General features: G+C 74.8%; 16 protein-coding genes. 13 read left to right on the forward strand and 3 right to left on the reverse strand.

What is annotated here, in order from left to right:
• Nucleotides 1-80: 80 nt before the first annotated feature.
• Together Q5761_RS01595 and murD are read left to right on the forward strand one after the other, a co-directional pair.
• On the forward strand, nucleotides 81-1,268 hold the full coding sequence (locus Q5761_RS01595; RefSeq protein WP_318750929.1) for a pyridoxal phosphate-dependent aminotransferase: 1,188 nt from the start codon (nucleotides 81-83) through the stop codon (nucleotides 1,266-1,268).
• 86 nt (nucleotides 1,269-1,354) lie between these two features.
• Nucleotides 1,355-3,025 carry a UDP-N-acetylmuramoyl-L-alanine--D-glutamate ligase gene (murD, locus tag Q5761_RS01600; RefSeq protein ID WP_318750930.1) on the forward strand — a complete coding sequence of 557 codons (1,671 nt, stop codon included), beginning with the start codon at nucleotides 1,355-1,357 and terminating at the stop codon, nucleotides 3,023-3,025.
• A 161-nt stretch (nucleotides 3,026-3,186) separates the two neighbouring features.
• Here murD and Q5761_RS01605 read toward each other — a convergent pair whose 3' ends face one another.
• Together Q5761_RS01605 and Q5761_RS01610 are read right to left on the reverse strand one after the other, a co-directional pair.
• The gene (locus tag Q5761_RS01605) at nucleotides 3,187-3,681 is read right to left on the reverse strand and encodes a hypothetical protein (RefSeq protein ID WP_318750931.1); all 495 of its coding nucleotides are present in this window, start codon (nucleotides 3,679-3,681) and stop codon (nucleotides 3,187-3,189) included.
• A 193-nt stretch (nucleotides 3,682-3,874) separates the two neighbouring features.
• Entirely contained in the window at nucleotides 3,875-4,234 is a 360-nt protein-coding gene (locus tag Q5761_RS01610) for a YtrH family sporulation protein (protein WP_135224860.1), read from the reverse strand.
• 142 nt (nucleotides 4,235-4,376) lie between these two features.
• Between Q5761_RS01610 and Q5761_RS01615 the strand changes: the two genes are divergently transcribed.
• The 8 genes from Q5761_RS01615 to Q5761_RS01650 all read left to right on the forward strand — a co-directional run bounded on the left by Q5761_RS01615 (nucleotide 4,377) and on the right by Q5761_RS01650 (nucleotide 10,126).
• Nucleotides 4,377-4,715 (forward strand): AbrB/MazE/SpoVT family DNA-binding domain-containing protein, encoded by a 339-nt coding sequence (locus Q5761_RS01615; protein ID WP_318750932.1) that lies wholly within the window; start codon nucleotides 4,377-4,379, stop codon nucleotides 4,713-4,715.
• Nucleotides 4,716-4,955: 240 nt separating this feature from the next.
• Nucleotides 4,956-5,123 carry a hypothetical protein gene (locus Q5761_RS01620; protein ID WP_318750933.1) on the forward strand — a complete coding sequence of 56 codons (168 nt, stop codon included), beginning with the start codon at nucleotides 4,956-4,958 and terminating at the stop codon, nucleotides 5,121-5,123.
• A 306-nt stretch (nucleotides 5,124-5,429) separates the two neighbouring features.
• On the forward strand, nucleotides 5,430-6,791 hold the full coding sequence (locus Q5761_RS01625; protein WP_318750934.1) for a winged helix-turn-helix domain-containing protein: 1,362 nt from the start codon (nucleotides 5,430-5,432) through the stop codon (nucleotides 6,789-6,791).
• Nucleotides 6,792-7,045: 254 nt separating this feature from the next.
• Nucleotides 7,046-7,405: an AbrB/MazE/SpoVT family DNA-binding domain-containing protein gene (locus tag Q5761_RS01630; RefSeq protein ID WP_318750935.1), complete on the forward strand. Its 360-nt coding sequence runs from the start codon at nucleotides 7,046-7,048 to the stop codon at nucleotides 7,403-7,405.
• Nucleotides 7,406-7,408: 3 nt separating this feature from the next.
• Complete coding sequence (locus Q5761_RS01635) at nucleotides 7,409-7,846, forward strand: PIN domain-containing protein (protein WP_318750936.1); 438 nt, start codon at nucleotides 7,409-7,411, stop codon at nucleotides 7,844-7,846.
• A gap of 145 nt (nucleotides 7,847-7,991) precedes the next feature.
• On the forward strand, nucleotides 7,992-9,056 hold the full coding sequence (hemE, locus tag Q5761_RS01640) for a uroporphyrinogen decarboxylase (RefSeq protein WP_318750937.1): 1,065 nt from the start codon (nucleotides 7,992-7,994) through the stop codon (nucleotides 9,054-9,056).
• A 97-nt stretch (nucleotides 9,057-9,153) separates the two neighbouring features.
• Nucleotides 9,154-9,585, forward strand: a complete 432-nt coding sequence (locus Q5761_RS01645; protein ID WP_135224872.1) for a BrxA/BrxB family bacilliredoxin — start codon at nucleotides 9,154-9,156, stop codon at nucleotides 9,583-9,585.
• Between the two features lie 67 nt (nucleotides 9,586-9,652).
• Nucleotides 9,653-10,126: an OsmC family protein gene (locus tag Q5761_RS01650; RefSeq protein WP_318750938.1), complete on the forward strand. Its 474-nt coding sequence runs from the start codon at nucleotides 9,653-9,655 to the stop codon at nucleotides 10,124-10,126.
• A 316-nt stretch (nucleotides 10,127-10,442) separates the two neighbouring features.
• On the opposite strand, the gene Q5761_RS01655 is transcribed toward Q5761_RS01650, so the two are convergent.
• The gene (locus tag Q5761_RS01655; RefSeq protein WP_318750939.1) at nucleotides 10,443-11,333 is read right to left on the reverse strand and encodes a sulfite exporter TauE/SafE family protein; all 891 of its coding nucleotides are present in this window, start codon (nucleotides 11,331-11,333) and stop codon (nucleotides 10,443-10,445) included.
• 742 nt (nucleotides 11,334-12,075) lie between these two features.
• Between Q5761_RS01655 and dnaE the strand changes: the two genes are divergently transcribed.
• From dnaE to panB, 3 genes are all read left to right on the forward strand, one after another.
• Nucleotides 12,076-16,107: a DNA polymerase III subunit alpha gene (gene dnaE, locus Q5761_RS01660; protein WP_318750940.1), complete on the forward strand. Its 4,032-nt coding sequence runs from the start codon at nucleotides 12,076-12,078 to the stop codon at nucleotides 16,105-16,107.
• Between the two features lie 254 nt (nucleotides 16,108-16,361).
• Nucleotides 16,362-16,859, forward strand: coding sequence for a phosphatidylglycerophosphatase A (locus tag Q5761_RS01665; protein ID WP_371413495.1), 498 nt, complete (start codon nucleotides 16,362-16,364; stop codon nucleotides 16,857-16,859).
• Between the two features lie 46 nt (nucleotides 16,860-16,905).
• A complete protein-coding gene (gene panB / locus Q5761_RS01670) occupies nucleotides 16,906-19,482 on the forward strand; it encodes a 3-methyl-2-oxobutanoate hydroxymethyltransferase (RefSeq protein ID WP_318750941.1) in 2,577 nt (858 codons plus the stop codon).
• The last annotated feature ends 364 nt before the right edge of the window (nucleotides 19,483-19,846 follow it).

The following is a 19,846-nucleotide window of genomic DNA, read 5'->3' on the forward strand; positions in this document are numbered from 1 at the left end:
CGGCGGCCGGTTCGTCCGCCGCGAGGGGGGCCGGCACCGGCAGGCCGGGGATCGACACGCCAGGGAGAGGATGAGCCGCCATGCACCTTTCCGCGCGCGCCCGAGGGATCCAGCCGTCGGTCACCATCGCCATCGACACCCGTGCCAAGGCGCTCCAGGATGCGGGGGAGCGCGTGATCAACCTCAGCGCCGGGGAGCCCGACTTCCCCACGCCGCGCCACGTCTGCGCAGCGGCCGTCGCCGCCATCGAGGCCGGCTTCACCCGCTACACGCCCGCCGCCGGCATCGCCGAGCTCCGCCGGGCCATCGCCGAAAAGCACCGGCGCGACAACGGGGTGGCGTACGCCGAGGACGAGATCGTGGTCTCGTCCGGCGGCAAGCACGCCCTGTTCAACGCCTTCATGGCCATCTGCGATCCCGGGGACCAGGTGATCATCCCCGCGCCATACTGGGTCTCCTACCCGGAGATGGTGCGGCTGGCGGGCGGCGAGCCGGTGATCGTGGAGACCGGGCCGGAGACCGGCTTCAAGCTGACGCCGGAGGCCTTGCGGCGGGCCCTGGGGCCGCGCAGCCGGGCGGTGGTCGTCAACAGTCCCAACAATCCCACCGGGGCCGTCTACACGCGGGAGGAGCTGGACGCCCTGGCCGCGGTGGCCGCGGAGGCCGACCTGTGGATCGTGACGGACGAGCTCTACGAGCACCTGATCTACGAGGGCGAGCACGTCTCCATCGCCGCCCTGCGCCCGGAGTACCGCCAGCGGACGATCCTGATCAACGGCGTGTCCAAGGCCTACGCCATGACGGGCTGGCGCATCGGCTGGGCGGCGGCGCCGCGGCCGGTGGCCCAGGCCATGGCGGCCATCCAGTCCCAAGCCACCTCGGCGGTGAACTCCATGGCCCAGAAGGCGGCCGTGGCGGCCTTGACGGGGCCGCAGGACGACGTGGCGGCCATGCGCGAGGAGTATCGCCAGCGGCGGGATCTGCTGGTGGAGGGCCTCTCGAGCCTGCCGGGGATCGCGGTGGAGCGGCCGGCGGGCGCATTCTACGTGTACCCGTCGGTGCGGGGACTCCTGGGCCGGGAGATCGGCGGCCGGCGGGTGGACGACGACGTGGCCCTGGCCGAGGTGCTGCTCGAGGCCGCTCGCATCGCCGTGGTGCCGGGCACGGCCTTCGGGACGCCGGGCTACCTGCGGCTCTCCTATGCCACCGCCCGCGCCGACCTGGAGGAGGCGCTGCGGCGGCTGGGGCAGCTGCTGGGGGGAGCCTGATGCCGGCCGGCGAACGGGATCGCCCAGTAGGGGGCGACGCGCCGGAGGGGTGGGGTCGGGGCGCGGCGGCGCCGGATGCCGACTCCGTGGGGGAGCCGGGCGTGGAGAAGGTGGGAGCGGCAGGCGGATCCGGGACGAACCGGCCGGTCCCCGCGCGGTCGCCGTCCCGGGCCGAGGGGCCGGCGGAGGAACCGGTCGGCGGTCCGCGGCCGCGGCTCGGGCCCGGCGCGGCCCCTGGCTCTGGGCCGCGGGGGACGGTGGGCCCGGCCGGAGGGGCCTTCCCGGCGTCGGGGATCGTCCCCACCGCCGGGGGCGAGGCCATCGTCCCCGGGCCCGTGGCGGTGGTGGGGCTCGGTCGCAGCAACCGCGCCCTGGTGCGGTATCTTCGGGCCCACGGCGTGGCGGTCGTGGGCTGCGACCGCCAGCCGCCCGAGCAGGCCGATCCCGAGATCCGCGCCCTCGGGGAGGCAGGGGTCGAACTCCACCTGGGCCCGGACTACCTGCGGGTCCTGGTGGAGCGTCCCTTCGCCACCGTGTTCCTCACCCCCGGCATGAAGAAGGATCTGCCCGAGATCCGGGCCGCCCGGGCGGCAGGGGCCCGGATCCGCGGGGAGGTGGACCTGTTCCTCGAGCGCTGCCGGGCGACGGTGATCGGCGTCACCGGCAGCGCCGGGAAGACCACCACCACCTCCCTGATCGGCGAGGGGCTGCGGCAGGCGGCGACCCCGGGCGGCCCCCTCGAGGACCGTCCCGTCTACGTCGGCGGCAACATCGGCCGTCCGCTGATCGAAGAGGTGGACCGCATCCCGCCCGAGGCCCTGGTGGTCCTCGAGCTCTCCAGCTTCCAGCTGGAGCTCTGCCACCGGGCGCCCCACGTGGCGGTGTACCTCAACCTGCGGCCCAATCACCTGGACGTCCACGGCAGCATGGAGGCCTACGCCGCCGCGAAGGCCCGCATCGTGGAGCTGCAGCAGCCCGACGGCTGGGCGGTGTTGAACGGGGACGACCCGGCCCCCGCCGAACTGGCACCGCGGGCGCCGGGCCACGTGGCGGTCTTCGCCGCCTCGGCCCGGGTGGCGCGGCAGCTGGCGGAGCGGGAGGCCAGTCGGCGGGGCGGGCCGGTGCGGGCCGGCTACCTGGACGGCCATCACCTGGTGTTCTGGGACGGACGGGAAGAACGCCGCCTGCTGGACGGGCGCGCCATGCGGCTGCGCGGCGCCCACAACCGCCTGAACGCGCTGGCGGCCATCCTCGCGGGGTGGGTGGCGGGCGCCCCGCCCGAGGCCATGGCGCAGGCGGCCGCGGCCTTCCCCGGGGTGGAGCACCGCCTGGAGCTGGTGCGGGAACTCGACGGCGTGCGGTACTACAACGACTCCATCGCCACCGCCCCGGACCGCACCCTGGCCGCCCTGGAGTCCTTCAGCGAGCCCGTGGTGCTGATCGCCGGCGGCTACGACAAGGGCATCCCCTTCGACCCCCTGGGGCCGGCGGTGTGCCGCCGGGCCCGGGCCGTGGTCCTGCTGGGCCAGACGGCCGACGCCATCCAGCGGGGGATCGAGGCGGCGGCTGCGCGCGAGGGCAGGGGGCCGGTGGTACGGCGGGTCGGGTCGCTGGACGAGGCGGTGCGGGAGGCGCGGCGGCTGGCGCGACCCGGTGACGTGGTGCTGCTCTCCCCGGCCTGCGCCAGCTACGACATGTTCCGCGACTACGCCGAGCGCGGGCGGCGGTTCAAGGAGCTGGTCCGGGCCCTCGTCTAGGGCGGGGGGGTCGGGCTCGGAGGCTGCCGCCTGCATCGACGGCTTCGCGGCCGTGCTCTTCCGCCCGGCGCCGGACGCGCTTTTTTTTTTTGGGCCTTACCCCCGGCGTCGGGCGTACCGTTTTAGGCCTACCCCGCGGCGCCGGACGTGCCGTCTTAGGCCTACCCCGTCCCGTTCCGGTTGCCGGTCCCCGGGGCGGTGGGCACCGGTTCCACCCGCAGCCGGAGGAGCGAGCGGGGCCCCAGCACCATGCTCTCCACCGTGACCCGGTAGAGGGTCTCGTCCACCTGCAGCCGCCGCTGGTCGAAGAGGTCCCGCACCACCGCCGGGCTGAGATCGTACACGTTCTCGCCCACCAGCCGCTGGGCGAAGGGCTCCAGCTGCTGCCGCAGGACGATCTCCGTGGCCTGGGGCAGGCGCTGCCCGCGACCGTCCACCAGCTCGAGCCGCGTCTCGTACACCACCACGGACCCCGGCGGGTCCTCCCGCAGGCGGGCCAGCTCGTTCTCCGCCTCGGCCAGCTCGCGCAAGAGGTCCGTGGCCAGGAGGGTGAGGGTGTCAACCCGCCGCGCCGCCAGGGGCAGGGTGAGGATGGCACCCAGGAAGGCGCCCACGGCCAGGGCGGACAGCAGGCGCAGGGGCGGGGAAGGGGGCACGAGGCTCCCTCCTCGGTTGCGTGCCAGGCCGGGGCGCACCGCCGTCCGGCTCCGGCTCGGATCCGGGGGCCGGGCGTTGGGGCTCCGGGGCCGGTGGGACCCGTCCCGGTGGCCGCGTGGACGGGCGGCCGCGGGGCGGGACCGTGGGGCCGCGCCAGCCGACGATCCCGGGGCGGAGGCGCGGCCGCCGCCCTCATGCATCGGGCGGCGCCCCGGCCAGGTAGCGAAGGGCCACGTAGGCCAGATGGGCGCCCGTGAAGGCGCTCAGGATCAGCAGCAGCTGGGTCGCCGCCACGCCGAAGGACCGGCCGAGGATCCCCGACTCCAGGTTCTGCAGGGCGGTCATGGAGCCGCCCAGGGCGGCGAAGGTCCCCCACATCTTCAGCCGGTTGGCCAGGTCGGGCAGCGAGCCCACGGGCAGGCTGCTCGGGGCATCCAGCGGGACCTGGACGAACAGCAGCCGCGCCAGGCCCCCCGCCAGGGAGCCACCGACCACGATCCCCGCGGCGATGCAGGCCACGTAGATCAGATGCCCAAGGGACAGGCGCGTCACGGTGGGATCCCTCCCCCCAAGTCTATGCCCGGCGTCGCGGCACCAGACGCGGAGCGTGCACCATGTTCCAATGGGTGGACCACCCCACCCCGGTTCCGAATTCGCTGCACCAACGTTGACACCAGGGAGGGGCCCGCCGACAATGGCGAGGCGAGGTGAGGGGCTCGTGGCGATCCTCCGCGTTGGTCGCCGGGGGAAGGTGACCCTGCCGGTCGGGATCCGTCAGGCCCTCGGCATTGCCGAAGGGCGGAAAATGGTCTGTTACGTCAACGAGGCCGGCGACATCGTCCTGCACCCGCTGCCTGCGCCGCGGTCGATCGACGAAGTCGCAGGGGCCCTGAAGGATACGGGGGGCCGGTCGCTGGCGGACGCCCTGGAGCGGGCCGCCAGCGAGTACGCCGAAGCCTGGCGCGAGAGCCAGCGCAGGCCGCAAGCGGCCGTCGCCTGCCGAGACGCAACGCCGGCGAGGGACGCCTCGTGACGGAGCGGTGGCTGCTCGATACGAACCTCATCATCTACCTGCTCGCTCCCGATCGGGCGCCGAGCGATTCGGTTCGCGAGCGGGTCCGGGGCCTTTTTGAGCGGGCGCGCGGGGCGAGGCGACCCTGGTGGTGACGCCCGTCGTGGGGTTCGAGACGTTGCTGGTCCTCATGGGATTCGACTCGACCTGCACCCCCGCGAAGCGGCCCGCCTCGTCGAGCGGGTGCTGGCCTTGGCCGGCGTGGAGTGCGAGGATGAGGCACACGTCCTGTATGCCCTGAGCCGGCACTCGAAGAAGCTCGATTTCGTGGACGGCTACCTGGCCTCGCGGTCCCATGCCGAGCCCTACCGGGTCGCCTCCAACGACCGCCACCTCAGGCGCCTGGGAGCAGGGATGGCGGAATGGTGAAAGGTCGTCGGAAGGAACGGTCTCCGGCAGACGCCCGGCCGCCGACGATGCGAGCGGGCATCGCCGGCGGTAGCACGACAGGGGCGGGCTTGTAGGCTAGACGCAGCGGACGTCCAGGGACCGGTCCGCACGGCCGGCGCGACGACGCGATCCGGCAGGTCCTGCGGACCTTTCCGCCGAACAAGAGTTTGGGAAGCGCATCGGAGGTGCCGACGTGATGGACGGCCAGGACCACCGCCGCCAGCGGGCAGGGAAGCGCCCGGGCTGCGCTGCCGCGGCCAGGGCCGGCGGCCCGGGAGGCGGGCGATGACGGGGCGGGCACCGGCCGCGGGGCGGCACGCCGGTGGTCGCGACGGGCGGGTGGTGCGGGTCAGCCGGCAGGCGGCCGCCAACTTCTTGCTGGAACGTCTGGGCTTGCTGGGGCGTGCCACGCCGGCCCCAGTGCCTGCGGTTCGACACCCGTCCGCGGTGCCGTCGGCTCCCGGTCCGGCCGACGGCGGTGACCCCGCCGGGGGTGGCGCAGGACTTTCGGATGCGGCGGCCGGGACCCGTCGCCGCACGGCCACCGCCGGGGACGTGCTCGCCGTCCTGACCCGGCTCGGTGCGGTGCAGCTGGATCCCGTCAACGTGGTGGAGCGCAACCACCACCTGGTCTTCTTCAACCGCCTGCCAGGCTACCGTCCCGCCCTGTTCGAGGAACTCTACGACGCGGGCCAGGTGTTCGAGGCCTGGTGCCACGCCCGCTGCGCCCTGCCCGTGAGCTGGTATCCCGCCTTCCGGCCGGCTTTCCGGACGGTGTCGGCCGACCGGCTCGACCCCGCCGTCCGGGAGTGGATGGGGCGAATCCTGGAGATGGTGGCGACGGGGGGCGCTGTGTCCCCGCGGCGGATCGACTCGGGCGAGCGGGTCATCGGCTACTGGGACCGGGACGTGCCGGCCACCCGGGCCGTCAGCCAAGCCCTGCAGCACCTGTGGGAGGAAGGCCGACTGGTGGTCCGCTCCCGGCGGGGCAACGAGCGCACCTACGATCTGCCCGAGCGGGTCTTGCCGAAGGAGGTGCTGGTCCGGCAACTGGACGCCGGCGAAGCCGCAGAGCAGCGAATCCGGCACTACGCCCAGGCCATGGTCCTGTTCGACCCCGGGGACCCGTATTTCGGCTGGCACCGCTGGCCTGCGCCCCGGCGGCGGGAGGAGGCGGAGCGGCGGGTTGCTGTCGGGGAGTGGGTGCGCGTCGAGATCGAGGGTGTCAAGCGGCCCTACTACGCGGCGGCGGAGGACCGCGAGCGGCTGGAATCCGCCGGCGAGCTACCGGAGTCCCGCAGCGCCAGGTTCCTCCCGCCCCTGGACAACCTGCTCTGGCGCCGGAGCCGGGTGCGTGACCTGTTCGGCTTCGACTATACGTGGGAGATCTACATCCCGGCCGCCAAACGGCGCTACGGGCCGTACACCATGCCGGTGTTGTACCGGAACCGCCTGGTGGGCCGCATCGACCTGGAGTTCCGTCAGGTCACCCGCACCCTCGTCGTGCACCGCCTCGCTCTCGAGCCGGCGTACGAGCGCTGGAACCGGTCCATCCAGCGGGCAGTGGCGGCGGAGGTGGAGCGGCTGGGGCGGTATCTCGGTGCGGCGAGCCTCGAGAGGACGCCGCTCGTTGCCAAGCCGTTCTAGACGCCACGCCGCCCACCGCCGTAGGGCGAGAGTAGCCTTCCGAAAGGACGCCGGCAGCGCGAGCCGGCCGAGGCCCTGGAGCCGTGCGGCCGCCACGGCTCGCACCCGTTTCCCCGCCCTGCGCCGATCATCCCATGGCCCGCGGTGCCGATCTTGGCTGCCGCGGCCGCTCAGGGACGATTGGAATCTGACGATGATGCATATACTCCGAACAGAAAGCGACTTGTTTGAGTCTCATCCAGCGAGGTGGTATCGTGGGGACCCGAGGTGATCGCGCCGTGGCCGTGGTGAAGATCCTCCAGAGGGGGCAGATGACCCTGCCCAAGGCGATCCGCGAGCGCGTCGGTCTGGAGGAGGGGGACGACGTGCTCGTGTACGTCAACGGCGAGGGCGAGATCGTGCTGTACCCGCTGCCGCGGCCGCGGAGTCTCAAGGAGCTGGGCAGCGTGCTGAAGATCGATCGGCCCGTGGACACTGGGGAGGCGCGGGAAGCGATCCGTGCATCCCGGGCTCGGCGGTGGGCCGAAAAGCATGGCCTGGACGGGCCGGGCGCACAGGCGCTGGCGCAGGCGGCCGCGGGCCGGGAACCGGTCGAGGACCGGGTGAGGGAATAGCCCGTGAGCACCTGGTTGCTCGACGCCAACGTCATCGTGTATTGCCTGGCTCGCGACCACATCCTGGCGAACCCGCAGGCCGCCCACCTTCACGAGCGCCTCGAGGCGCTCGACCGGACCTTGGAACGGGCGATCAGCGCCGGGCACCGGCTGCTCGTCACGCCCGTCGTGGTGGCCGAGGCGCTCTATGTCCTAGAAGGCGCCTACCGCTACCGTCCTGCCGAGGTGGTCGCGGCCCTTCTCCAGTTCATCCGCGCCCCTGAGGTCGACGTGGAAGGCGAAGAGGCCGTCCTGGCCGGACTCCGCCACCATGCGGCAGGGCAGCTCGACTTCGTGGATGGGTACCTTGCGGCCAGGGCGTCGGGGGACGAGGACGTCCACTTGCTGACGAACGACCGCGGCATCGCAAGACGCACCGGGGCGCGCGTTGTGCAGTGGTAAGCCCTGGCCCGGGTGGCCCCCCGAGCTCTTTGGCCGGCACCAGGTCGAGGGACCGGTCCCGGCCAACCTGCTTTAACGTCCGCAGGGTGCGGGGGACGGGGTGCTACAATGGCAGTAGATCCGTCGACGGCCAGGAGGGGTCCCGTTGACGCCCAACCAGCGCTTCCTCGCCGCCTGCCGGCGGCAGCCCGTGGACCGGACGCCCGTCTGGTTCATGCGCCAGGCGGGCCGCATCTTCCCGGAGTTCCGGGCGCTGCGGCGGCGCTACGGGTTCGAGGAGCTCATGCAGCACCCGGACCTCTGCGCCGAGATCACCGTGATGCCCGTGGAGCGGCTGGGGGTCGACGCGGCCATCCTCTTCGCCGACATCATGACGCCGCTCAAGCCCCTGGGCGTCGACTACCGCATCGAGCCCGGGGTGGGGCCGGTGGTGGGCCGGCCGCTGGCGTCGGCCGCGGACCTGGGGCGGCTGCGCCGGTTCGACCCCCGGGACGAACTGGCCCCGGTGCTGGAGACGGTGCGGCTGGTGCGGCGGGCGCTGGGGGAGCGGGTGCCGCTGATCGGCTTCGCCGGCGCGCCCTTCACCCTGGCCTGCTACCTGGTCGAGGGGCGGCCGTCGCGGGAGTTCCGTCGCACCCGGGCGCTGATGTACGGCGATCCCGCCTTCTGGCACGGGCTGATGGAGCGGCTGGCGGAGACGGTGCTGGAGTACCTGCGGGCCCAGGTGGAGGCCGGCGTCCAGGCGGTGCAGCTGTTCGACTCCTGGGTGGGCGGCCTCGGGCCCGCGGCGTACCGCCGGTTCGTCCTGCCCTACTCGCGCCGCGTGCTCGAGGGCCTGGCGGACCTCGGGGTGCCGCGGATCCACTTCGGAACGGGGACCGCGGCCCTGCTGCCGCTGATGGCCGAGGCCGGGGCGGAGGTGGTCGGCGTCGACTGGCGGGTTGACCTGGATCGGGCCTGGGCGGCCATCGGTCCGCAGCGGGCGATCCAGGGCAACCTCGATCCGGCGGCCCTGCTGGCGCCCTTCGCCCAGGTGGAGGAGTTGGCGCGCGACGTGCTGCGCCGGGCGGCGGGACGGCCCGGGCACATCTTCAACCTGGGCCACGGCGTGTTGCCCGAGACCCCCGTCGACCACCTGCGACGGCTCGTGGAGCTGGTGCATCGGGTGACGGAGCGGCCGGTGCAGCCGGCGCCCACGGCGGGGTCGTGACGGAGGGGGCGGACTGGGGGCGAGCCTGCAGGCGGCGGTGCCGAGAGGCCAGCAAGCGCCGCACCCCGGCAGGGGCCGGCGAGAGGGAGGGATCCCCATGAGCATGGAGATGCTCGACATGTTCTTCGCGCCCATGCGCGAGGAGCTGGTGCGCCTGGGCTTCAAGGAGCTGCGGACGCCTGATGAGGTGGATCAGGCCATGGCCGAGGCCGAAGACGACACCACGACCCTGGTGGTGGTCAACTCCATGTGCGGCTGCGCCGGCGGCATCGCCCGCCCGGCGGTGGCCATGGCCCTCGAGCACCCGCGGCGGCCCCAGCGCTGGCTGACGGTGTTCGCCAGCCAGGACCGCGAGGCGACGGCCCGCATGCGGGAGTACTTCACGGGGCAGCCGCCGTCCTCGCCGTCCATCGCCCTGCTCAAGGGCCGACAGCTGGTGTACATGCTCCACCGCAGCGACATCGAGAACCGCACGCCGGAGGAGGTGGCCGCCGACCTCAAGGCCGCCTTCGACCGCTTCTGCGCCTGAGGCCGGAGGGCGCGGCGGGGGCGGCGCGGGCCGACCGGCGGCGGGCCCGGCGATCGGAGGAATGCCCATGAAGCGGGGCACGGTGCGCTGGAAGGAAGGCAGCCACTACGTCGGCGCCAACGATCTGGGCCTGGAGGTGCCGTTCCAGGGGCCGCCGCGGGAGGGGGAGCGGCGGGTGGCGCCGTCGCCCAAGGACCTGGTGCTGCTGGGGTTGGGCGGCTGCACCGCCGTCGACGTGGTGGAGATCCTCCACAAGATGCGGCAGCCCCTGGGCGCGCTGACCGTGGACCTGGAGGCGGAGGAGTCCGCGGAGCACCCCAAGGTGTTCACGCGGGTGCGGCTGGTGTACCGGCTGGAGGGGCACGGTCTCGACCCCGAGCGGGCGGTGCGGGCCGTGACGCTGAGCCAGCAGAAGTACTGCGGCGTCAGCGCCATGATCGGCCGCACCGCGGCCATCCACTACGCCGTCGAGGTCAACGGGCAGCGGGTGCACGAGGGGACGGCCGGGGTGGCGGTCCCGACGGCTGACGGCGGCGTCTGAACCCGGCTCGGCGACGCCCGCGGGTGGCCGCGGCGAGGTGGGGGCCCTGGTCGGGGATGCGGCGGCCTCGGTGCCACCGGGTCCCCGGGACGGGGATCCGGCCGCCGCGGCGCCGGCCCGGCGGCGGTGGGCCCGACGGCGGTGCCGGAACTCGCCAACGGAGCGCGCCGTCGGGCCGCAGGCAGTGGGGCGCGGCCCGGCGGCGGCGTTCCCGGTCGTAGGCGACGGCGTTCCCGGCCCCCGTTGGCGTGGGGGTGCGGGGTGCAGACGTGGCCGGCCAGCCAGGCGCCGACCGGCCGGGGCCGGCCGGCTCCGCTCAGTCGGTGGCCGGGTGCTGGACCTGGGAGACGGTCGTCCGGCGGCTGCGGACCGCCACCTGCACCAGCAGCCCGCCGCATGCGGCGGCCACCACCACGTAGCCGGCCGCCCGCGCCAGGCCGGTGACGCCGGCGGCGCCGAAGAGGGTGCGCAGGTTCACCAGCAGCACCGCCGTGCCCACCAGCACCCCCAGCACCTGCGCGGGCAGCTTGCGGGCCATCCAGGCCGCCAGCGGGGCCGCCACCGCGCCGCCGGCCACCAGGGCGGCCACCTGGGCCCACGCCACCGCCTCCCACCCCAGGCTCAGCGAGAAACCCAGGGTCGCGGAGAGGGCGACGGCGAACTCGGCGATGGAGACCGAGCCCACCACCTGGTGGGGCGGCAGCGTCCCCCGCACCATCAGCGCCGGCGTCGCGATGGGCCCCCACCCGCCGCCGCCCGTCGCATCCAGCAGGCCCGCCACGAAGCCCAGGGGCACCACGTAGCGGAGCCGGATGCGAGGTGGCCGCGGACGGCGGGGGGTCGAAGCCAGCGCGAACCGCACGAGGATGTAGACGCCCAGGATCAGGAGGAACCCGGCCACCAGGGGCCGGACCCGCGCCGCCGGCAGCGACGACAGCAGCACGGCCCCGAGGAAGGCGCCGACGGCGCCCGGCAGCACCAGTCCCCGCAGGGTCGGCTTGTGCCAGTTGCCCAGCCGCCAGTGGGCGAACCCCGACAGGGCCGTGGTGATGGTCTCCGCCAGGTGGACCGAGGCGGAGGCGGCCGCGGGGGTCAGGCCGTAGAGCAGCAGCAGCGAGGACGACGTCACCCCGTAGGCCATGCCCAGGGCGCCGTCGACCAGCTGGGCGACGAGCCCGACCAGGGCGAAGACCAGCAAGCGGTGCAAGGGTTGCCACCTCCCCAAGGCCCCAGGACCGGCGGGGGGCGTGGGTTCGTGCGGTGCGGTCCGCCCGTCCGGCGAGGTGGTGCGGCGCGGTGGTCGCCGGCCTCGCGCCCGCGGCCGAGGCGGCCGCCGGGCCGGTGGAGGCCCGCCGCGGTCCCGTGGGCGGCGGGCGCAGGTCACGGACCACCCTATGGGCCACCGGGACCCTCGGTGCGTGTCCGGAGGACGCGCCGGAGGACGCGCCGCAGAGGCGCCCCCGACCGGCCGGTTCGTCCCCGACCGTCTCGGTCCAGGGCCGTCGATCCGGCCCTGGGCGTCGATCCGGCAGTGGGAGCGCGTCCAGCGGCTGGCTGACGTCCCGTCCCGGGACCTGGGCCGGTCGTCGGCCGACGTCCCGGCCACGGCCATTGCCGATAATTTTAATTGGCTTAATCGGGATAAGGCAACGCGGCCCTCCCGCCCCGCAGGGATGCGGGTGCGGGCCGCCAGCGTGCCGACCCCGGCGCATCCCGGGGGTACCAGTGCGCCGGCGGCGGCCGAGGCTCGCGGGGGCCCCAGCCGCGGCCGAGGCTCGCGGGGGCTTCAGCCGGCCGGTCGCGTCCCAGGTCCCGGGGGCGGGATGCCGGCCGCGGTCGAGGCTCCCGGGGGCGCCGGCCGCGCGGTCGCGTCCCAGACCCCGGCCCACGAAGGGGGAGACGGCTCTCTGGCGAAGGTGGACAGGAACCGCGAGACCGGAGGGGTGGCGATGCAGCCCTTCGTCCACCTGCACGTCCACAGCGAGTACAGCCTGCTGGACGGCGCCGCCCGCGTCGGCGAGCTGGCCGCCCGGGCGGCGGAGCTGGGCATGCCCGCCCTGGCCCTGACGGACCACGGCGTCATGTACGGGGCCATCGACTTCTACAAGGCGTGCAAGCAGCACGGCATCAAGCCCATCATCGGCTGCGAGCTCTACCTGGCGCGGCGCACCCGCCACGACCGCGAGCCCAAGGTGGACGACCAGTCCTACCACCTGCTGGCCCTGGCGCAGGACGAGACGGGGTACCGCAACCTGATCAAGATCGTCTCCCGGGCCTACGCCGAGGGGTTCTACTACAAGCCGCGGGCCGACAAGGAGCTGCTGGCCGAGCACAGCGAGGGCCTGATCGTCACGTCGGGGTGCATCGGCAGCGAGATCCCGCGGCTGCTCCTGGAGGGGCGGGACGAAGAGGCGCTCCGCGCCGTGCGCTGGTACCTGGAGGTCTTCGGCGACCGCTTCTACTTCGAGATCCAGGACCACGGCCTGCCCGAGGAGCGGCGGGCGTACGCCCGCATCCTGGAGCTGGCCCGGCGGTTCGACGTGCCCGTGGTGGCGACCAACGACGTCCACTACCTGCACCGCGAGGACGCCGCCGCCCACGAGGTGCTGCTCTGCATCCAGACCGGCAAGACCCTCGACGACCCCAGCCGCATGCGCTTCGAGGGGTCGGAGTTCTACCTCAAGAGCCCGGAGGAGATGGCGGCGGTCTTCCGCGACGTGCCCGAGGCCCTGGCGAACACGGTCAAGCTGGCCGAGCGCTGCGAGCTGGAGTTCGAGTTCGGCCGGTTCCTCCTGCCCCACTACGAGGTGCCGGAGGGGCACGACGCCGCCTCCTACCTGCGCTACCTGTGCGAGACCAAGCTGCCCGAGCGCTATCCCGACGCCGGCAGCGAGGTGTGGGACCGGCTCAACCACGAGCTCGAGGTCATCACCCGGATGGGTTACCCGGCCTACTTCTTGATCGTGTGGGATTTCGTCGACTACGCCCGCCGCAACGGGATCGCCGTCGGGCCCGGCCGGGGCTCGGCGGCGGGCAGCCTGGTGGCCTACGTCCTCGGGATCACGGACATCGACCCGCTGCGCTACAACCTGCTCTTCGAGCGGTTCCTGAACCCCGAGCGGGTGACCATGCCCGACATCGACATCGACTTCGACGACCACCGGCGGGACGAGGTCATCGACTACGTGGTCCGCAAGTACGGGCGCGACCGGGTGGCCCAGATCATCACCTTCGGCCGCATGCTGGCGCGGGCGGTGATCCGCGACGTGGGGCGGGTCATGGGCCTGCCCTACGGCGAGGTGGACAAGATCGCCAAGATGGTGCCGGCCCAGCTGGGCATCACCCTGGACCAGGCGCTGGAGGCGAGCCCGGAGCTCCGCCAGGCCTACGAGCAGCAGCCGGTGGTCCGCCAGCTGGTGGACATGGCCCGCAAGCTGGAGGGGATGCCCCGCCACGCCTCGGTCCACGCCGCCGGCGTGGTGATCGGCCGCGACCCCCTGATGGAGCACGTGCCCCTGCAGCGCATGCAGGACGGCTCCACCGTCACCCAGTTCCCCATGACCACCCTGGAGGAGCTGGGCCTCCTGAAGATGGACTTCCTCGGCCTCCGCACCCTGCACGTGATCCAGGAGACCGAGGCGCTGATCAACGCCACCGGGGCGCGGGACGTCTTGGCGGACGAACCCGGCCCCGGCGCGGCGGGCCCCGGGCACTCCCCGGCGGGCGACGCGGACAGCGGCGCGGCCGGCGACGCCGCTGGCCGGCCGACGGGCGATCCCGGCAGCGGGCCGATGGGCGATGGCGGCGGGCCGACGGGCGGCGCGGGCAACGGGCTGACGGGAGGCGGCGGCCGCCGCCGGGGTGAAGGGGCCGGTCCTCGGCGGGCCGCCGGATCCGATCCGGCCCACGGCCTGGCGGTCGCGGCCCGGGGCCCGGCGACGGCCGGGGACGGCCCCACGCCCACCGCCCCCGCCCGTCCCTTCCGGGTCAAGGACATCCCCCTGGACGACCGGGCCACCTTCGAGGCCATGAGCCGGGGCGAGACCGCGGCCATGTTCCAGGTGGAGTCGTCGGGCTTCACCCAGATGCTGCGGTCCCTCAAGCCGTCCAGCATCGAGGACCTGATCGCCGCCGTCGCCCTCTTCCGCCCGGGCCCGCTGGGCAGCGGCATGGTGGACGACTTCATCAAGCGCAAGCACGGCCAGGTGCCGGTGGAGTACCCGCACCCGTGGCTCGAGCCGATCCTGAAGGAGACCTACGGGACCATCGTCTACCAGGAGCAGGTCATGCAGATCGCCAGCGTGATGGCGGGCTTCACGCTGGGCGAGGCCGACCTGTTGCGGCGGGCCATGGGCAAGAAGAAGCCCGAGGAGATGCAGAAGCAGCGGGAGAAGTTCCTGGCCGGGGCGGCGGCCAAGGGCATCGACCGCCAGCTGGCCGAGCGCATCTTCGACCTGATGGAGTACTTCGCCGGCTACGGGTTCAACAAGAGCCACTCCGCCGCCTACGGCTACCTGGCCTACGTCACCGCCTACCTCAAGACCCACTACCCGGCGCCCTACATGGCCGCCACCCTGAGCAGCGTGATGAGCAACGCCGACCGGGTGGCGGAATACATCGGCGAGTGCCGGCGCCTCGGCATCCCGGTGCTGCCGCCGGACATCAACGAGAGCCAGGCCCGCTTCACCGTGGTGCCCGACCCCCGGGGGCCGGGCGGCCAGGCGATCCGCTACGGTCTGGCGGCGGTGAAGAACGTGGGCTTCGGCGCCATCGAGTCCATCGTGGCCGCGCGGGAGGCGGGGGGGCCCTTCCGCTCCCTGGACGACTTCTGCCGCCGGGTGGACCTGCGCCAGGTGAACCGGCGGGCCCTGGAGAGCCTGATCAAGGCCGGCGCCTTCGACTGCCTGGGTCACCCCCGGGCGCGGCTGCTGGCTGGCCTCGAGGAGGTCATGGAGCGGGCCCAGCGCTGGCAGAGGGAGCGGGAGACGGGCCAGGTCTCGTTGCTGGACCTGACCGCCGCGCTGGCGGGGGCGGGATCCGCGACGGGCGGCCGGCAGGGGGCCGCCGCGGGGACGGGCGGTGGCCCCGGGGCTGCCACCGGGGGGCCGGTGGGCCGCGACGGGGCGGCCCCTGCCGGGGGGCGGGGGCGGAACGCCGCGGCCGGGGCCGGTTCGTCCGGACGAACCGGCCCCGGGCAGGCTGCGGTGGACGGGGCGACCGGCGCCGCCGGGGACGGGGCGACCGGATCCTCGGCGGTGGCACCGGCCGGGTCGAATGGCCCTGTGGCCGATGCGGCCGCCGCCCTGTGGGGGGACGACGTCACCCCGCTGCCGCCCGTGGACGAGTGGCCCCCGAACCGGAAGCTGGCCATGGAGAAGGAGGTCCTGGGCCTCTACCTGTCGGGCCATCCGCTGGCCCACTACGAGCGGGAGCTGGCCCGGCGGGTGACGGCCACCACCCGCCAGCTGGCGGAGCGGGAGGACGGCGCCCGGGTCCAGGTGGGCGGCTTGGTCCAGGGGGTGCGGCGCATCACCACCCGCGGCGGCGAGTTGATGGCCTTCGTGCAGCTGGAGGACCTGGAGGGTTCGGTGGAGGTGGTGGTCTTCCCGCGGACCTACGCCGAGGCGGCGGAGGCCCTGCAGGAGGACGCGGTCGTCGTCGTCCGGGGCCGGGTCGACCGCCGGGAGGAAGAGGAACCCCCCAAGGTGGTGGCGGAGGCGATCTGGCCCCTGGTGACGGGCAAGCGGCTGGTGGTGGCGCTGCCGGCGGGCGGCGACGCCGAGGCCGTCGAGGGGGTGCTGGCCCAGGTGCGCGGCGCCTGCCAGCGGTACCCGGGCACCTCGCCGGTGGTCCTGGTCTTCCCCGGGCGCCAGCACGCCCTGCAGGTCGACGCCCAGTACTGGGTGACGCCGCGGCCCGAGCTCCTGCAGGACCTGGCCCGGGTGGTGGGCGACGACGGGTTCTACCTGGACGACCACTGACCCCGGGGTGCGTCGGGAAGGGCACGGTGCCATCCCCGGTCCCGTGCGGTGCCGGGGACCGGGGCCGGTCGGCAGCCGTCCACCGGTCGACCCGGCCGTTCGCGTCGGCATGGGGCCGCAGCCGGGAGCCGCCACAGGGCCGAAGGCAGGATGCAGGAGGCCGGGAGCCCGGGAGGCCGGGAGAACCGGCGTGGGGGGCCCGCCGGAGGCGGGCCGACGAGGAGGGAAGCCCGTTGGCCGAACAAGCGCCCAAGATGCCGGAGCCGGTGCGCCTGCGGGTCGACTACCGGGCCGAGGTGGTCCGGCGCCTCGAGCGCCGGGGCGTGACCCTGCGGGACATCGCGGAGATCGTCCGCACCATCCAGGAGAAGTACGTGCCGGGCATCACACTGGAGCAGTGCGAAGCCAGCGTCGAGGCGGTCATCGCCAAGCGCGAGGTGCAGCACGCCCTGCTGACGGGCATCGCCCTGGACGAGGCGGCCGAGCAGGGGCTGCTGGAGGAGCCGCTGCTGTCGATCCTCCGCACCGACGAGCCCCTCTACGGGGTCGACGAGGTCCTGGCGCTGGCCATCACCAACGTGTACGGCTCCATCGGCCTGACCAACTTCGGGTACCTGGACAAGGTGAAGCTGGGCGTCATCGAGCGGCTGAACAACCAGAAGAGCCAGGGCCGGGTGCAGACCTTCCTGGACGATCTGGTGGCCGGCGTGGCGGCGGCCGCGGCGGCGCGGATCGCCCACAACGAGCCGTGAGGCGGTGCGGCGGGCGACGGGGCCGTCGGGAGGGAACGCGGGCGGCGTGAGGGAATCCCGCATCAGCCCGGACGAGCATGCCATCCTGCTGGTCGGCCCCGGCCGGGCGGGCCAGGCCCTGGCGCGGGCCTGGCATGCGGCCGGCGTGCCGGTGGCCTGGGTGGTGGGACGCCGGGAGGAACCGGCCCGCCAGCTGGCCGCGGCGGTGGGGGCCCGGCCGCTGGCCTGGGAGCGGCTGCGACGGGAGGGGCTGCCCGGTCCCTGGCCGCCGGTGCTGGTGCTGGCGGTGCCCGACCGGGCGCTCGAGCCGGTGGCGCAGGCCCTGGCCGGCGTCCTGGCGGCGGTGCCGCCCGCACGCCGGCCGCGGCACGCCCTGCACCTGAGCGGTGCGCTGGGGCTCGAGCCCCTGACACCGCTGGCGCGCCTCGGCCTGGCCCCGGAGGTGTTCCACCCGCTGCTGCCCCTGCCAGGCGGTCCCGCGGGGCGGGACCGCCTGGCAGGGGGGTACGTCACGGTGGTGTACGCGCCGGGCCAGGGCCGGGCCCCGGTGGGCCCGGCCCTGGCCCGGGCGGTGGGCGCCACGCCGGTCCCCTGGCCCGGCGCCACGGCGGAGCAGCTGGCCCTCTACCACGCGGCGGCGACCCTGGCGGCCAACGGCGTGACCGCCCTGCTCTGGGCGGCCGAGGAGCTGATGGGCCTGGCGGGATACCCGGGGGTGGGGGCCGCGGGCGCCTTGGGCGCTTCGGGCACCTCAGGTGCAGCCGGCGCCTCGGGCGCCGCAAGCGCGTCGGGTGCAGCGGACGCCTCGGGCGCTGCGGGCGCGTCGGGTGCGCGGGGCGGCGCCGGGGACGCGGGCGGTCGCACGGGGGAGCCCGCGGAGGCCGTGACCGCCCCGGCGGACGGGGGCCCCCGGGAGGGGACCGCCCCGGTCGGCCGGAGGACAGGCGGGGTGGCCACGGGGACGGGCGCATCCGGCCCCCGCGGCGAGGAGGCCGTCGCCGCGACCGCCACGCCCGCCCCCGGCGCGGAGGACGCCGTGGCCGCCACCGGCGCGCCCGACGCCCGTCGACCCGCCGTGGTGGCGCTGGCGGCGGCGGCCCTCGCGGCGGTGGCGGAGCGGGGCCCGCTGGCGGCGCTGACCGGTCCCATCGCACGGGGCGACGTCCCCACCGTCCAGCGCCACCTGCGCCACCTGGACGCCCTGGCGCGCCGGGCGGAGGCGGAGGCCGGCCCCGCCACCTGGTACCGGCGGGCCGCCGCCCTGGTGGTGGCGGCGGCCCGCCGGCTGCCCGAGCCGCCGCCGGCCCTGGACGAGATCGCCCGCCTGGTGGGACTGGCGGACGACCGCCCGGTGCCGGAACCCGGACCGTCGCCTGGTCGCTCCCTGCCGGCTCCCGCGCCGGGAGCGGAGGTGTCGCAGGGCCCGCAGGGCTCATCGCGGGAGGGGATGGCATTGCGGCTGCCGGAGGCCAGATGGGCGGTCCCCGCGACCCATGGGACCGGGGCGAGCGGCGAACACCGGCCCGCGACCGCGGGGACCGCGCCCGGCGGCGGCCTGCCTGGGCGGGAGACGGCCCGGGCGATCGGTCCCGGCCCCTCCGCCGGGGTGACGACCGGGCCGACCGCGCAACACCAGGCCGAGAGGGGGACGACGGGGGTGAACGGTCGCAGCCAGCCGGAGAGCGCGGCCCGCGGGGCGGCGGCCGAGGCCCAACCGGCGCGCCATGCGCCGGGCGGGTCCGCGGCCACGGACGCCCCCGCCCAGCGGGTGACGGTGCGCACGGTGCTGGAGAGCAAGCAGCAGGGCCGGCCCGTGGTGATGGTCACGGCCTACGACTACCCCTTTGCCCGGCTGGCCGACGCGGCGGGCGTCGACATGATCCTGGTGGGCGACTCCCTGGGCAACGTGGTGCTGGGCTACCCGAGCACCGTCTTCGTCACCCTGGACGACATGGTCCACCACACCAAGGCCGTCCGCCGCGGCGTCCAGAGGGCCCTGCTGGTGGCGGACCTCCCCTTCCTCACCTTCCACCTCTCCGTGGACGAGGCCCTCAAGGCCGCCGGGCGGCTGGTCCAGGAGGGCGGCGCCGAGGCCGTCAAGCTGGAGGGGGCGGGGCGGGTGGCCGAGGTCGTCCACCGTCTGACCGAGGCCGGCATCCCGGTGGTGGGCCACCTGGGCCTCTTGCCCCAGCGGGTGCACGCCCTGGGCGGCTACCGGGTCCAGGGCCGGGACGAGGAGGAGGCCCGCCGCCTGCTGGACCAGGCCCTGGCCCTCGAGCAAGCCGGCGCCTTCGCGCTGGTGCTGGAGATGGTGCCGCGGGAGCTGGCCGCGTCGATCACCCGGCGCCTGCGCATCCCGACCATCGGCATCGGCGCGGGCCCGGACTGCGACGGCCAGGTGCTGGTGATCCACGACCTGTTGGGCTTGACCCACGGCCGGGTGCCGCGCTTCGTCCGGCGGTACGCCGAACTGGGACGGCTGGCCCTGGAGGCCCTGCAGCGGTACGCCGCCGACGTCCGCAACCGGACCTTCCCGACGGACGAACACAGCTACCACCTGGCGCCGGACGTGGCCCAGCGCCTGGCGGACGAGGAGGGCGGCGCCCCGTACGGCGACCGCTAGGCGACCGGGCCCCCGATGGTCCCCTGGGCCTCGCGGGTCCTTGGCTCCTGGTCGACTCGCGTCGGCCCTCGACCTGCTGGACGGGGCCGACCTGGGCCTCGCGGGCCCTTTGCCCCGGGGCGACCGCGGCGATCGCCTGCGCCGCGCCCCCAGGGGCCCCGGTCCTCGGCGGCCGCCAGCCGACCGGTGCCGCGGCCCCGGTGGGGGCGTCGACCCGGCGACCCCGTACCGGTGGCCTTCGCAGCACGGACACTCCGGGTGCCGCGGCCCCGACGGGGGTGTCGACCGGGCGACCGCCAGGCCGCCGGTCCGCTGCCGCGACCGGCATTGCCGGCCTGCGGCGCCGGCCCATCCGCCAGCCCCC

This window comes from Thermaerobacter composti (assembly GCF_033582035.1).
In the GTDB taxonomy this organism is placed as follows: domain Bacteria; phylum Bacillota; class Sulfobacillia; order Thermaerobacterales; family Thermaerobacteraceae; genus Thermaerobacter; species Thermaerobacter composti.